Annotated in this window: 1 protein-coding gene; it reads left to right on the plus strand. The window is 71.5% G+C overall.

Annotated features, from left to right (window positions below):
- Positions 1 to 5 precede the first annotated feature (5 nt).
- Complete coding sequence (locus OG866_RS42335) at positions 6 to 14,972, plus strand: hypothetical protein (RefSeq protein WP_329343133.1); 14,967 nt, start codon at positions 6 to 8, stop codon at positions 14,970 to 14,972.
- The last annotated feature ends 220 nt before the right edge of the window (positions 14,973 to 15,192 follow it).

Consider the following 15,192-nt stretch of genomic DNA (forward strand, 5'->3'; position numbering starts at 1 on the left):
GCTGAATGGAGGAGATCAACTTCCCGCCGGACGTCCGGAAGATACTGTTCGTCCTCATCGGTGAGATGCCGTTGCAGGCGAGAGAGAATCTGCTCTACGCCAGCCGCGAGCTCTACAGCTACTACGGCAAGAACCTCACCAAGCTCAGGGACACGGCCCGCGAGACCATCCAGAAGTCCCGTGACTCCCTGCCGCCCGCGGTCGCGGAACAGTACGTCCAGGGCCTCACCATGCTGATCGGCGAGGGCCGGGGCAACGACCCCGTCCAGCGGGTCCTCGACCAGATCACCGACCTCGAGAACCGGCAGATCGACCTCTCCCAGAACGTCCAGGGCGCCAAGTGGGAGATCATCGCCGAGATCATCATGCTGATCGCCGAACTGGCGATCCTCACGGCGCTGATGGCGTTCACGGGCGGTGCCTCCGTGTCGCAGATCTTCCTGGCCCGGGCCCGGAGCAGGTTCGCGGTCCTGATGATCATCGACCGGCTGCTGACGATGACGCACATCATGCCGACCCTCACCGAGGCGGTCACCGAGGCCCTCCAGACCCTCGCGGTCCGGCTGGCCCAGATCGCCCTCAACAGCGGCCGGCGCAAACCCGACGGCATCGACTGGGGCGACGTCGGTAAGGCCGCCGCGTTCGGCGCGGTCGTCGGATTTTTCGGCAGTGTCTTCGAATGGGTCGCGAAACCCTTCAAGTCGATCTTCAAGGACCTCAACGCCGACGTCCTCGACAAGTTCAAGTTCAACCCGAACGACTTGACCTACAAGTTCCTCAGGAACGGCCCGCCCGAGGTCGTCGGTGCCTTCGTCATCGCCGGCGCGGCCGAGGGGCTCGGCGAGTACATCGTCACCGGTGCCTTCGAGGGCAACTGGGACTTCAAGTGGGAGACGTTCGTCGGCAGCGGCTCCAGCGCGGTCTTCGAACTCGGCGCGTCCGTCGCCCTCGGCGGCGCGGGGCTGTGGGCGTACAACAAGTACTTCGACAACAAGGACACCTTCACCGAGATCAACGACCTGTCCGGGTCCGGTGGGGGAGCGGGAACCTCATCAGGGTCCGGGCCGGGGTCCGTGAACTCAGGTGGCGACTACGGCGGTTCGGGCCCGACGAGTGTGGTGACGTCCTCGCCGCCGGTGCTTCCGGGACCACTGCCGTCGTCGACCACGTCCTCGACGTCGAGTCGTACGACGCCGAACTCGACGTTCACTCCCACCCCTTCGCCCACGACCTCGGTGACAGCGCCGCTTCCCTCGTCGCCTACGGCTTCATCGCGGACGTACAACCCGCCCTCGGACGCCACGACTTCGCCGTACCGGTCCGATCCCACTGTCACGCCCATCGACTACCCGGTCCCGTCGTCCCCGGCGTCGTCGGACATCGAGTCCGTGCTCAACCCCGCTTCGCCGCTCCCGACCACCTCCACGGTGACCGGTGACCTCGGCGACACCTCCGGACTCACACCGCCGAAGTCCTCCGTCCCCCTTCCGGGCTCCACGGGTACGGACACCGCTGCCACGCCCACCGACCTCGACGACTCGGAGTCCGTGGGGTCGGACACCTCGTCGTCCGACCCGAAGACCATCACGCCCGCGAGCCCCGTGTCGACGGGCACGGGCCCCTCCCACACGCCGGGCATCGGTACGGGCGGCGCCGCGCGCCAGCCTGCCCCGGAAGCCGTCACCGAGGCGCGGGACGAGCACGCCGAGGCGAGGCGTGCCGTCACCGAGGCCCAGGGCAGGGCCGACACCATCCGGCAGCGGGTGGAGGCGGGCGTGGGCTCCAGTCGCGACGCCGACGCGCTCACGCGGGCCACCGAGGACGTGCGGCAGGCCGAGACCCACCTCATGGAGACCGAGGAACGCCTGCGGGAGTGGGGGATCGACCCCTACGCCCCGGACCAGCACACCGGGCAGGTGCCGGTCGTCCGGCGCGACGAGGCGCAGCGGCACTGGATCGCCGACCGGATCACGGTGGCCGACCTGCCCGCCGAGCCGGGCGACGTGACCGACCCGTCCGACCCCACGGTCCTCGACCAGGTCAAGTCGCTGATGGTGCAGCCCGGACCCTGGTCCCCGGAGCTCGACACTACGGCGGCCAACGCCACCCGGCGCATCTGGCAGGAGGCCTACGTCGACTTCGCCGACGCTGTACCGGACGAAACCAGGGACAACGCCGGGCAGGCCTGGAGCACGGCAGTCTCCCTCGTGCTCCCACTGGAGCTGCATCCGGTGCTCGCCGACTCGCGGCACGCCCTGGAGTCGTACCAGAGCGCCGTACGGCAGGTGGCCGACGTGCTGGTGACGGGCGGCGGCCGGGAAGCGGCGACCACCCTGGCCGACCGGCTGAGACACGGGCTCGACCTGCCCGCCCGCCTGCGCGGCGGCGCTGACGGCGGTGTACCCGCCCCGCCTACGGCGGTGCCCACGGCCGGGGAAGGCGGCTCCCGTTCGGGCCCGCAACCCTTCGCTTCGGACGGCGAGTCCTCGGACGCCGACGACGAATCCTCCGACTCGGCCGCATCCGAAGACGAGTCGGACCTCGACGACGACTCGGACGACGAACCGATCGCCGCACCGCCGCACCGCCCGCCCACGGCGTCCGCACCGGCACCCGCACTCGCACCCACACCCGCGCATGACCCCGATCCCGACTCGGAGGACGAGACCTCGTCCGAGTCAGAGTCCCACTCCGAGGCCGACTCGGACGAGGAGTCGGACTCCGATGACGACGGTCTGGTCGCGGCGCCTGAGGCGCGCCCCACGACGGTTGCCGCAACAGCGGAGGACTCCGCATCCGAGTCCGAGGAGGACTCCGATGACGACGACTCGGATGATGACGACTCTGATGATGACGGCCTGGCCGGCCCCGAAGACCTGGAGCGGCTGCGGTACCAGAGCGAGGCGGAGGAGTACGAGCGCAGGCTCGCGGACTTCCTGTCCGAGCACCCGGACGTCACGGCGGAGGTCAAGCGGTTCGTCGCCCTGCTGTGGGAGAAGACGCCTCCGCTGTTGCGGCCCATGCTGGGTTCCCTCGACAACTCCGTGCCCGGTTCGGTCGGCCGGTCCCTCAGCGCGCTCGAACAGGTCGTGGAGAACGGCAACTTCCGTGAGCAGACGGTGCTGTTGTGGAACGCCCTGCGCTATCACGTCTTCGACAACCTCCAGAAGACGCGGAAGACGTATCCGCCCCTGATCGAAGCCGACCGGCGCTGGCGCGGTGCCCCCTCGGACGGCCCGACGCCGCAGCGCGACCCGAACAGCCTGCGCCCGCCCCTCAGCCAGGCCGAGCGGGACTTCTCCGCGGGCGGCAGCGCGTGGACGACCGGCGCCGAGCGCTCCGGCATCTCCCACAGGCCGCCCGCCCCGCTGCCCACGGACGAGCGCCCGCTGACCGTGGAGGACTCGCCGCACTATGCCGCCCAGAGCACCGGCGCCCTGCTCATGACCGGCCTGTCCGGTACCGCCTACTTCTGGCTCAACGCGGTCGAGGCGGCCAACACGCAGTGGGAGGCGGGCCTTGACCTCGGGCTGATGCGCCTCGCGCTCATCGGCACCCTGCTGGGCAACCGCCACCACTCGCTGCACGAAGTGCTGAAGGCCGCCGAACTGTGGGCCTCCGAGGACGACCATCCGGAGCGTCACGACCTGGACTTCGGCTACGACGACTCCTGGGACCGGTACAACCGGCTGGAACCGCTCAGCGAGCAGGACCTGCGCGACCATGTCGCGGTCGGCGGCCGGTTCCCGAACGAACGGGTCCGGGAGTTCTACCAGGGCGGCACCTCCGGCCGGCCGCCCCGCTCCGCCGTACCGCGCCTGTCGAACCTGCTGCTCCAGGGGTCGTGGTGGCGCCTGTTCATCGACCCGAACGTGCATGACGAGGTCTTCGCGCCCCAGCCGGAGGACATCGGCGGTCACCTCGACCGCACCAAGTACCCGGGCTACCGCAAGGGCATGACCGAGCTGTACGCCGAGGTCCTCGATGGCGGCAGCGGCGACCGGGACTGGACCCGCGTCGATGTCGCCGCCTACGAGGAGATGCACGACCTCGCGACCCGTCATCTGACCGACGGCGGCCAGAACAGGTCCACCACCTGGTCGGGTTCCTCGATGGTCACCCATCGCGGTACGGGCGTGGAACGCCTGGCGGCGGACGTCGGCGAGGAAACGGTTCTCGGGCGCCCCCTGCTGGTCGACTTCAACGCGCAGCAGCCGGGTGGCCCGCGACCGATGATGGTCTTCTGGCTGGGTGGCCGGGTCTCCAGCAACTACACCGTCGAGGACGCCCGCAACGCCGTACAGGAGCTGCTGGACCGGTACTACGACGAGGTGGCCGTCGCGGTCAGCCCCGACGACAAGCTCCGGGCGATCGCTCGGGTGGCCCGTGCCCTCCAGGTCCTCCAGCCCTTCACGGACGCCAACAGCCGGGTCAACGTCCACACGTTGATGCAGAAGTTCCTGCTGGAGCAGGGTTTCCGGCCAGCCGTGCTGATGAACTCCCACTCGTTGTTCCTCGGCGGATTCTCGGTGCCGGAGATCGTCGCCCATCTCAAGGACGGCATGGAGCTGTTCGACCAGCATCTGCGGTGGGCGCGCTGGGACGGCTTCAACCAGTTCGGCGGCCCGCGCGACATCCACCTCCTCGACGGCCTGGCCCAGGGCATGGGCCTCACCGGCGACTCACCGGGGGAGCTCCGTCGCCGGGTGGTCGACACCGTACGGACCGCCAGAGCCATGTTCGGCGACGAGATCCCCGGCAACGACCAGGCCGGCCAGGCCAGCTGGCTGGGGGCGTTCCAGCGTCTGCGCGACACGGCGGGCACGCTCTTCCCTGAACTGTCCGGGCCCGACGCGATCTCGGAGTACGTCTCCCGGGTCTATGAACTCGGCCCCGAGGACGACCTGTTCGACGAACACGTCCTGGCGACCGTCGAGTCGGTGGGCAGCCTCCCGGCCGACGGGGGCCCGCTGGACATGGACGCCGTGCGCGAGCACCTTCCCGAACTCGCCGACGATGCGGCCCAGTCGGAGGCGGACGGGGCCGCGGCGGAAACCGATGACGACTCGGAGGACAACTCGGAGGACGACTCCGACTCCGAGTCCGATGAGGACTCCGACTCCGGCTCCGACCAGGACTCGGACTCCGACGACGACTCGGATTCCCCCTCCGCCGCCCCGCCGCTCCCGCTGCCGCAGACCGCGTACGTTCCCAGTGCGCCCGCCGGCAGCACCAGGACTGCACCCGAGCCCCGTGCCCCCGCCGCCGAGGCGCCGCTGCTCCTGCCCTCGATGGCCTTCGATCCCCATGCCGGGGCGGACGGCCGGCGGCGGGGCGGGCTGCGCGGTGGATCCCGGGACAACGGAGTCGACCCGCTGGCGTCAGGCTGGCCGGTGGGACGTTCCGTGACCCTGATGGCGCCCCGGCGCGCCCCGGAAGGGGAGACCGGCCCGGCCGTCGTGCCCGTGGGGAACGTGCCGGTGCCCGAGGGCAAGGGCAAGAACACACCGGAGGAGACATGGTTCCCCATCACCCTGCGCGAGCCGTCCGACCCTGACGACTCGGTGTCGGTCCGGTCCGGCTCGTCGGCCGCCACGCCCCTGGGGTACGAGGTCAGTGACACGGGCCGGGTCAGGCTGCCCGACGGGGTGGAACTGACCGCGGAGGGCTGGGTCGGATTCGGCGACGACTTCGTCCACCTGCCGTCGGGGGCGTATCTGCGGGGCGACAGCGGCTGGATCGGCCGAGTGGAGAACATCGACGCCTTGCGCGACGTCCTGGACGAACTCGACCCCGAAACGGCCGCGTACAGCCTGGTGGCGGACCGCTCGAAGGGTGTGTTCCTGACGCCTGAGGGAGAGGGCTCCCAGGCCGTTCACCTGCCGTTGGACCTGCCCGGTGAGCGGACGGCACCCCAGCAGGCCGAGGAAGCGGTCGACACGGCTCCCGCACCGGTCGCCACCACGACCCCGCAGGCCATGCGAGACACCCCTGTGCTCGATGCCGCCCTGCCGGCCCCGTCCGCCCGGCGGCGCACCCCCGCACAGCTTGATGCCGGCCGCACCATGCCCGCGTATGTCGATGATCTCGAAGCACTCCTTCCGAGCGACCTGACCGACGACGAGCGCCGTCAACTCCTGGACAGTCCCAGCACCTTCGGCCAAAGCACGGTCGCCCTGCGCGGGATCGCCCAGGTGGTGGACAGGATCCGGAGCGAGCTGGGACGTCGGCCCGGCGCGCGGCCTCGCGATCAGGATCAACTGTCCGCCGACATCACGCGGTTGCTTACGCAGAAGCCGAAGACCCTCACCGACCGCGGGCGCCCGCTCCCGTATCCCAACGAGGACGGCAGACTGCGGGTCCTGCACATCAGGACGCGGCATCACGGCAACTGGACGCCGTACGACGACGGCATCGGTCACGCCTCGAAGATCGACAGCATGCACCGGGCCGCGGCGGTCTTCGGCTTCACCAAGAACATGCAGGCCAACTCCCAGTACGGCCTCGGCGGGCCGCTCGGACCCGTCGGCGCGGCGGCTTTCGGGGGCTACGGCCGCCTCGCCTTCCGGTTCGGCTTCATCGACAAGGTCGGCTACACGCTGACGGACCAGCGCCAGAACCAGATGGAGACCCGCACACTCGACGACTCCCGGACCTATCTGGACGACCTTCACTATGAGCTGTGGGTCACCGACGCCACCGGGCAGATCGTCACGGGCAGAGACACAGAGACAGACCCAGGCACAGAGACAGACTCAGACACGGATACGCACACCGGCACCGACGACTCCGAGAACGCCCAAGTGGTGCCGGTCCGCTTCGAGTTCGGTGTCCGCAACGGGCTCCAGGTACGCCTCCCCGACAGTGTGACCAAGGTGTCGAGGCCCGGCCGCATCCCGCGATCCATCGACCTCGGCCGCGACTCCCAGTACCGCTTCGTCCGGGTGGAGGGCTACGGGCCGGTGGCGGTGATCCGGGACTGGGCCGCCCGGCTCATCGGCGCTGTGCCGGGCAGCACGGCCTACGACGAACTGGACACCTTCTTCTCGGGCGACAGCTTCCAGCGGCACAGCGCCACGATGGCGCGCGGCCGTATCACCACCCCGCCGCTCTTCGCCGACGACAAGAACAAGTCGCCCCTGGGCGTCTTCGTCGTCGAGGAGGTCGTTCCCCGTACCGCCGTGCTCTTCGGGGAGACCGACAAGGCCGAGATGCGGGACATCAACACCTCCACGGTCCGTAGCGAACGCAGCCGGGCGCAGGGCACAAGTGTGCTGCTCCAGGCCGCGGCCGGGCCCGCCTTCAACTTCTTCGAGCCGGGCCTGGCCCCGTTCGACCTACGGCTCCAGTTCGGGCCGAACGCCCAGTACTCCTTCGCGCGCAACCGTCAGGGCGGCCTTGGCGGCGCGGGGTCGCTGAAGTCGGCGGGACAGGTCAAGGGCCTCAGGACCGCCCTGTATGTGGTCGTGAAGTCGGTCCGGGTGCGCCGGGCCGGCGACAGCGGGCCGCCCGCCCAGTTCCTCACCTGGAGCCTGGACCGGATGACCAGCTCCGAGGCGCGCCGGCTGGCCGGCTGGGACGACGGCACCTCGCTCGTCCTGCGCCACGGCGCGGTGCCGTTCGCCCCGGCCTATCTGACGGTCGACCGGCCGCGGACCCTGGGCATGCACCGGGTGAAGGAGTTCGCCTTCGACGACGGCCGCCGTACCCGGCTGTTGCCGGACGCGGCGGACGGAGTGGGCCGCACGCTGCTGGACGCCTTCGCGGACAGCGTGGTGAACGCCGTCGCCGCCCGGCGCCGGGGCCTGGTCGTCCCCCTCGACCAGCTCAACCTGCCGAAGGGCTGGCGCGCCCGCTTCCACGACATGATGCGGCGCGACCCAGGCGGGGTCCTCGACGCGGCCAAGAGCCTGCCCGTGCCACCACATTGGTCGGACCCGGTGAAGTACCACGCGGCCCTCCAGAACACCTTGCAGATCCTCGGTGTGCTGTCCCAGCAGAGCGTCACTGCCGGCCTGGAGGCACTGACCACGGTGGGTCTGGGCATCCGGCTCACCGACCCTGGTTCCGTCGGACAGACGTACTACACCGTCTGGGTGCACGGCACGCTGACCGGACGCCGCTACGAGGGCAAGGACCTCAACGAGGGCATGCGCTTCAGCGCCCAGGGCGTGGAGCGGATGGACGGCCAGACCAGTGCCAAGCGGGGTGTCGACCTGGGATTCGAGGGCACGTTGTCGGGGCGTGACAACAACGTCGACGACGCGGGGCTGCCGCGGAACACGCTCGGGCTGACGCTCGGCGCGCGCAAGGGCTGGCAGCGGGAGGCGGAGAGCGGCTTCGGCTCGACCGTCACCAACGAGCCGATGTCGGTGAGCAACCAGCCCACTCACCTGTACCGCTACGACCTCGAACTCACCGCGACCCTGGGCGGGTACTGGCGCCCCCGCGGCCTGATCCGCGGCCTCGGTTTCGGGCTGCCGGGACTGCTCGTCCTGGACGAACCCACCGACATCCTGTTCGGCCGGACGGCACAGGGGCTGCTGCGGGGCGGCGGCCCGGTGACGGGGCAGGTGCTCATCAGCGTCCCCGTCCAGCACACCCCCGAGGCCGACCCCCACGCGGACGGGGCGCTCAACCCCTATCTCACCGACGAGCCCGCCCTGGTGACGATGAGCACGGAGCGCGCCCTCGCCCTGGCGAAGGGCGACCTGATGCTGCCCGACGACAGCGGGCGGGGAACGGAACGGCTGTCCGGGCGCGGCACCGACCAGTTCCGTGAGCTCGGCCGGCACCCGTACGTGATCGTGAACGTGGTCCTGTCACCCCAGTTGGTGGCGGAGGCGAACCGGGTCCTGCGGCGTGCCTCGGGCAGCGCCTGGCAGCTGGTCAAGGAGGGTGCCCCCACCCGAGAGGCGATCACCCGTGTCTTCACTCCCCAGTACCTGACCGCGAACTTCGACCAGAGTTCCGGCCCGTTGGGGCTGACGGGCAGCGGTCTGCTGGGCAAGGGGCCCGCCGCCGAACTGTGGGGGACCTTCCGGTACGCGACCACGGTGTCGGGGCTGACCATGCTCACCGGCTCGATGGCCATGGACACCGAGATGATCCTCGGCGGCACCCGCCAGGCGTCCGGCAAGGTCAGCAACACCACCACGTTCGTCTTCGGCGGCCAACTCGGCTACAACGCCGCCCGCGACCCCGGGCACGGTCTCCTGAGCGTCTACGGGCTCGTCGCCAACCCCGTCTCGCGGTCCCGCGCCCACGGCAGCAACATCGTACGCACCGTCGTCGCGGACATGAACCGCAAGGGGTTCACCCACCAGGTGCTGGTCGCCGGCGATGTGCAGCACTGGTTCGCGCTCACGACCAGCCGCCTCGGCACGGGCCGGTTCGGGCGGGCCGCGGCGGGCAGCTCGCTCGTCCCGTCGGCCCTGGCGGGGACCGCGGGCACGGAGGTGGCGACCCCCGCCGGTCTGCTGGCGCACCTGCCGGAGAAGAGCGCCTACCGGATGGGCCTGATCGACGACGGACTCGGCGACGTCCCCCGCTACACCCAGCACCTCTGGGCGCCGCAACCGTGGCTGCTCGGGGCCCCGTTCGGTACGTACGCGGTGAACTCCCTGGACCCGACCGCTGCGTTGCTCGCCTTCGAGCGGCGGCTCGACGGTCTCGGACTGGACGAGCCGAGCCGGGAGAAGATCCGGCAGCTGGTGACGGCCCGCGCGACCCGAGCCCTGAAGGGGGAGATGGCGACCACGGGCCCGTCGACGATGGTCGCGGTCAAGGGCTCCGGATGGGGCAGCGTACGGATCGGCACCCGATGGGTCCGGGTGCGGGTCGAACTCGTCGCGGGGACACCCGAGTTCCACGGACTCGACCACAGCGTGGAGATGGAGGAGAACCGGCGGGCCATCGAGGCGGTCCAGAAGAACTCGGAGGCGTCCTCCGGCGCGGACCTCGCCCTCCAGACCAGCCAACTGGTGCACACCGGCAACGCGTCCGTCGCGGGCGCCGGACCCACGTACACCGAAGGCGGCTCCTCCAAGCGGACGGTGTCGTCGAGCCACACGACCACCACCGTCACGATCTACCGGGCGGCGTCCACCGAACCGCACGCGGAGATCGTCACGCCGTACACGATGCGGATCACCCTGGAAGCCGACGACACCCCGAACTCGGGGGGTGGCACCGGCCGGACGGCGGAGGACGGCACGACCACGGCCCTGGACCGCTTCCGGGGCAGACGGAGGATCGTCGAGGAACACGCGGTCGGGGGCCTGCGCGAGCATGTGCCGCTGAGTCTCATGGAGCCGGCGCCGGCCACGCCCGCCGCAGCCCCGTCCGGCACTGTGGTGCTCGGCTCACGCAAGGCCCTGCCCGCCCCGGACCCCGGCTCCGATCCCGCGCTGGCCAGGGCACCCCGGCCGACGCCAGTCCCACCGGTGCGGCGGGAGGTGACCGTCGTGTACGGCGACGGTGTCCGACGGCCGTTCACCTTCCCCGAGAACGGCTTCCACCCCCGGGCCGTCATCGGGGTGGAGAACATCCGCGCCGCGAACGACCTGCTCCTCACGCGGTCCTACGACGGGGGCTTCTCCCTCACCGCCCTGGAGTCCACGGACGGCCCCGACGCCGCGACCCTGACCGCGCTCCTGCGCACGACCCGGACGACGGGCCTCACACGGCTGGGCACCGGCTCCGCGCAGGCACTGGAGGACGGCACCAGCCACATGGCGGTCACCGCGTTCTACCCGCGCACCCTGGAGCCCGAGGGCTACCGGATCGCGGGACTGACCGAGAAGTCCTTCCTGGGCACCGACGACGGCGAACTGTCCCTGCACTCCACTCCGGACTTCAGCCGCGCCCTGCTGCTGACCGTCGCCGACGGAAAGAAGCTGGAGGTGCTGCGGCGGCACGGTGAGAACGCGGGCACCTCCTCGGCCGGGGAGCACACACAGGGCGGCAACCTCGGCGGCGGTTTCCTGTACGACTCGCCGAGCGGCGTCGGCCTCAACCAGATCGGGCTCTTCGGCCCCGGCCCCAACGCCCTCGACGGCGACGGCATGCCGGTCGGGGACGACCATCTGACCTCAAGGAACCTCAAGCCGAAGACCGGGCGCACCTTCCTCTTCGCGATCCCCACCACGTTCGTCGGTGTCGGCGACGTCCACCGCACGTTCAGGGACTCCAAGGCCGTGACCGTCCTGCGCGGGACGTTCGGCCACGTCCGGCCGGGGCCGCAGGCCATGGAGTCCGAGGCGTACGTCGTCGCCTGGGTGCGGGAGGACGTCGCCCGCGAGCTGCTGCTGATCACCGACGAGAACTTTCCCACCTCCGTCGGCACGTCCTGGGACGCGGTGGGGAAGGCGAGCAAGGGCTGGGTCGACGCCGACCAGGCGTACTGGAAGAAGCGGCGTACGGCGATCCACCTGCGAGACGCGGTACGTACGGCCGAGAGCGCGGCGAACGAGGCGAGGAACCGCCTCAACCCGCTGCTGGACGCCGCCGAAGCGGCCGACGCGGCCCTGGAGCAGGCCGCGGCGGACGCGGCGACGGCCCGCGACGCCGCACGCGACCTCGACCGGGCGGCGGACGCGCTCGACACGGCCGAGGCTCGCCTGAAGACGGCGCGGGACACCGCGAGGGCCGACCGCGCCACCGCGGCGGCGCTGGTGACCACGGCGCAGGAGACGCTGGACATGCTGCCCGGCTGGGCCGAACTGCCCGGCAACGAACTGGCCCCCGACCAGCTCGACCAGGCAACCGCCGACCTGGCCGCCGCGCGGCGGCGAGCGGACGAACTGCGTGACGCGGCCGACCGCGCCGTCGGGACCGCCCGACGCGAACGCGACGAGGCCGCCGACCGACTCGCCGCGCTGGAGCAAGCCGCACACGGTCGGACCACGCCGCTCACCCCGGCCGCCGACGCCGCTCGGGCCCGGCAGACCGCTGACACCCGGCGCGAAGCCGCCGCCCGACGCGTCGCCGGCGCCCGCACCCGGCAGACCGCGGCGGCCCGACGGCTCGATCAGCCCGCACGGGCCGAGACCGCGGCCACCGAACGCCTTCAGGCGGCCCGTGACGCCTTCGAGTCCCGACGCCAGGACCTGGAGCGACTGAGGGCAGCGGCGGACACCGCCGCGGCCGAATACCACCGGGTGCGGGCGGCGACCGACCAGCTCACCCGCTGGCACCGGCTGGCGGCCACCACGGACGGCAGACGGCAACTCGACGGCCTTCAAGAACCCCCCGCGGTGACCTACCAGGCGCCGCCGAAACCGACCACGCCCCCGCCCCCTGAGCGGCCCCGCTACACCCGGACCGTCACCGAGGAACACACCGTCCTCACCGCACCCGGCGGCCGGCAGGCCTATGTGCTGAGCGAGGTGGACCACGACGGCGACGCCTTCTTCCACGCGCTCCTGCACGGCCTGGACGGCGTGGCACCCGAACTGCTCGCCGCGGCGGGCATCGACGCCGCGAGCCCCGACGCCGTCCCTCAGCTGCGCCGAAGGCTGGCCGCCCGGCTGACCGATCCGGCCGACGTGGATCTGCTGACCTTCGTGACCCCGGACGAGACCGACTCCTTCACCGCGCGGGAGGTGAGCGACGCGGGCCTGGACCTCGGCACGGACACGCCGGTCCGCCGCGAGTTCGAGGCCCTGGGCGTCATCCCGCACGCCGCCGACCTGAGCGCGGAGGCCCGCGCGGGACTCGCGGTCGCCCAGCTTCTGCGGCGCGGCGACGCCGACTCGGAGCGTGGCTGGAACCACTCCGCCGCGGACCTCCTGCCGATGCTGGCCGCGCGGACCTTCGGCGTGCGGATCACCGTGGTGAGGGCCGACGGAACCTTCGACCACTTCGACCCGGCGAGTGCCACGGCAGGACGCGGGCTCCGGGGCCTGACCGACGACGCCGGTGTCCCTCGCCCGCACGTGGTCCTCAGCCTGGCCGACCGTCATTACCAGCCGGCCCGGCCCCTGGGGCTGCCGCCCGTGACGGAGGCGGAGACGGCACGGACCACGACCGCGGTGCCACCTGTGACCGACGAGGACACCGCGGCACGGACCTCGACGGGCGGCGGCTCCACATCCGTAGTGCCGTCGGCGCCACCTGGGGGATCGCAACGCAGGGTCGACACCGGCGACCGGTCGTTCACCGTACGACCGGTGGCCGGCGACGGTGACTGTCTGTTCCACGCGGTGCTGGACAGCATGGCGGCTCAACAACCGGGCCGGCAGGCTCCCGGTTCGGCCGCGACCCTGCCGCAGGTGCGAGGCGACCTCGCCCGCTGGTACACGGAATCGGCCGACGCCGCTGCCTTCCGCGCCCTGCACGCCGCCCAGGATCCCGTGGAGACCCTGGTCGCCGACCTGTTCCCCGGCCTCACCGCGCTACAGGATCTGCTGGGCCACAACGAGCCGCCAGTGCTCACCGACGAGCAACGCGACCGGATCAGGCGGCAGTTGTCGCTGGATGGGCGCCGGGCGGATCTGGGCGCCCTGGCGGCCGACGACCAGGAGCGCGAGCTGCTCTCCGGTTTCCCGGCGGCAGCCGTCGCGGAGCTCCTGCCCGCTGCCCCGACCGACCCGTGGCAGGCGGAGCCGGACCGGGCCCGCAGCCTGACCCGGCGGGCCCAGGCCGACACGCTGCGTGCCGAGGTGCTGCGCCTGCTGCGCGCTCCGGCGGGCGACGCACGGGCGGACGCGGTGTGGCGACGGATCCGGTCCTCCCTGCCACCGGAGTCCAGGGCCCACATCCCGGCGGACCGCCGCGCGTTCACCACCATCGGCTACGGCGCTCTGGTCGCCCGCTCGCTGGCGTCTTCGGCGCTGTGGCACACCCCGTTCTACGACGACGCGCCCGCGCTGCTGGCCCACCGGCTGGGCGTGCGGCTCGTCCTCGTCCAGCCGGCCGCCGACGGGGGCCACACCGTCGTGGACCTCGCCCCGGATGTCACCGGCCCTGTTGTGTACGTCCACTACAACGGCCGCGACCACTACGAGGCGCTCATCCCCGCGGAGCCCGCACCCACCGGCACCGCCCCGGGCCCGCGGCCGGAACGAGAGGACCGGCCGACCCCGCCGCCCGCCCTGTCCGCACAGGACGTGGAGACACGGGACCGGCTCGCCGGCCTCCTGCGCCGGCACGGCGCGGACGAGGCCGACGCGGCACGGCTGACGGCCGGACTGTCAGCGGCGACCCTGGCGCGACTGCGGGCAGCGGCCCACGACAGCGGTGCCCTGGCCGCCACCGCCGACGGGCCGAGCGAGCCGGAGAAGCCGACGGAGCACACCGTCGCCGCGGACGAGGAGAGCCGGCCTGCCGCCCCGCCCACGCCCCTCTGGAGCGAGGGAGGCGTGCTCACCCTCGGCGGCACGCCACTGCACCTGCACGAAATACCAGGAGAAGGCGAGCGAGAAGGCGAGGGAGAAGGCGAGCGGTTCACCGAGGCGCTGGTCCACGCGCTGCGGGCTGACCCCGCGCAGCTGACACAGGGCGACGCGGAACTCGTAGCCGCACTCTCGGCCCCGGGCGGACCTGACGCGGTGCATCGCTGGGTCGAGCAGCGGCTCGCCACCCCTGACGCCGCGGACAGGGCGCCGCTGCTCGCCGACCCCGGCTGGCTCGGCGGCCGGCAGGAACTGTCCACCACCGACCTCATGAAGGCGGGCGTGGCGCTCAACGCGGAGCAGCGTGTCTTCGTCGAACTCGGCGGGACCGGCCTTCCCGTGGCGGAGATCGACCTCTCCCTGCCCGAGCGCTACCGGTTGCTGCGGCAGAGCGGGGACGGCGGCCGCGTCACCGACGTCGTCGCTGAACTACTCAGTGAGGAGCTGGGCGTGAGACTGACGATCATCGAACAGGACGGCGGGGTGAGGCAGTTCGGACCCGTGTACGGTCCTGCTATCGTCCTGGCCCGGACAGACGGTGTCTATCGTGCGGCCACGGCACCAACTCCCCTGTGAGTACAGGTCTACTGATGCTCCGTCAGGTGCGGAATCGTCCGTTCGGAACCGGCCGTTCATGTCACGCACACCGTCAAGTAACCATGCGGGGCGGTCCGGTTGGGGCGCCGACCGCAGACTCGCCGCTAGAAGCTAATGTGTTCGAAGAGGCTGACGAGGCCGAAGGGATGGAACGCGTCTTGTGCTGCTGGAGGACGTGCCGGTGACCGGGCACGACAAC

Source organism: Streptomyces sp. NBC_00663 (genome assembly GCF_036226885.1).
GTDB lineage: Bacteria > Actinomycetota > Actinomycetes > Streptomycetales > Streptomycetaceae > Streptomyces.

Coding starts and splice junctions, on each gene's coding strand:
- OG866_RS42335 (WP_329343133.1), top strand. CDS start 6: ATGGAGGAGATCAACTTCCCGCCGGACGTCCGGAAGATACTGTTCGTC.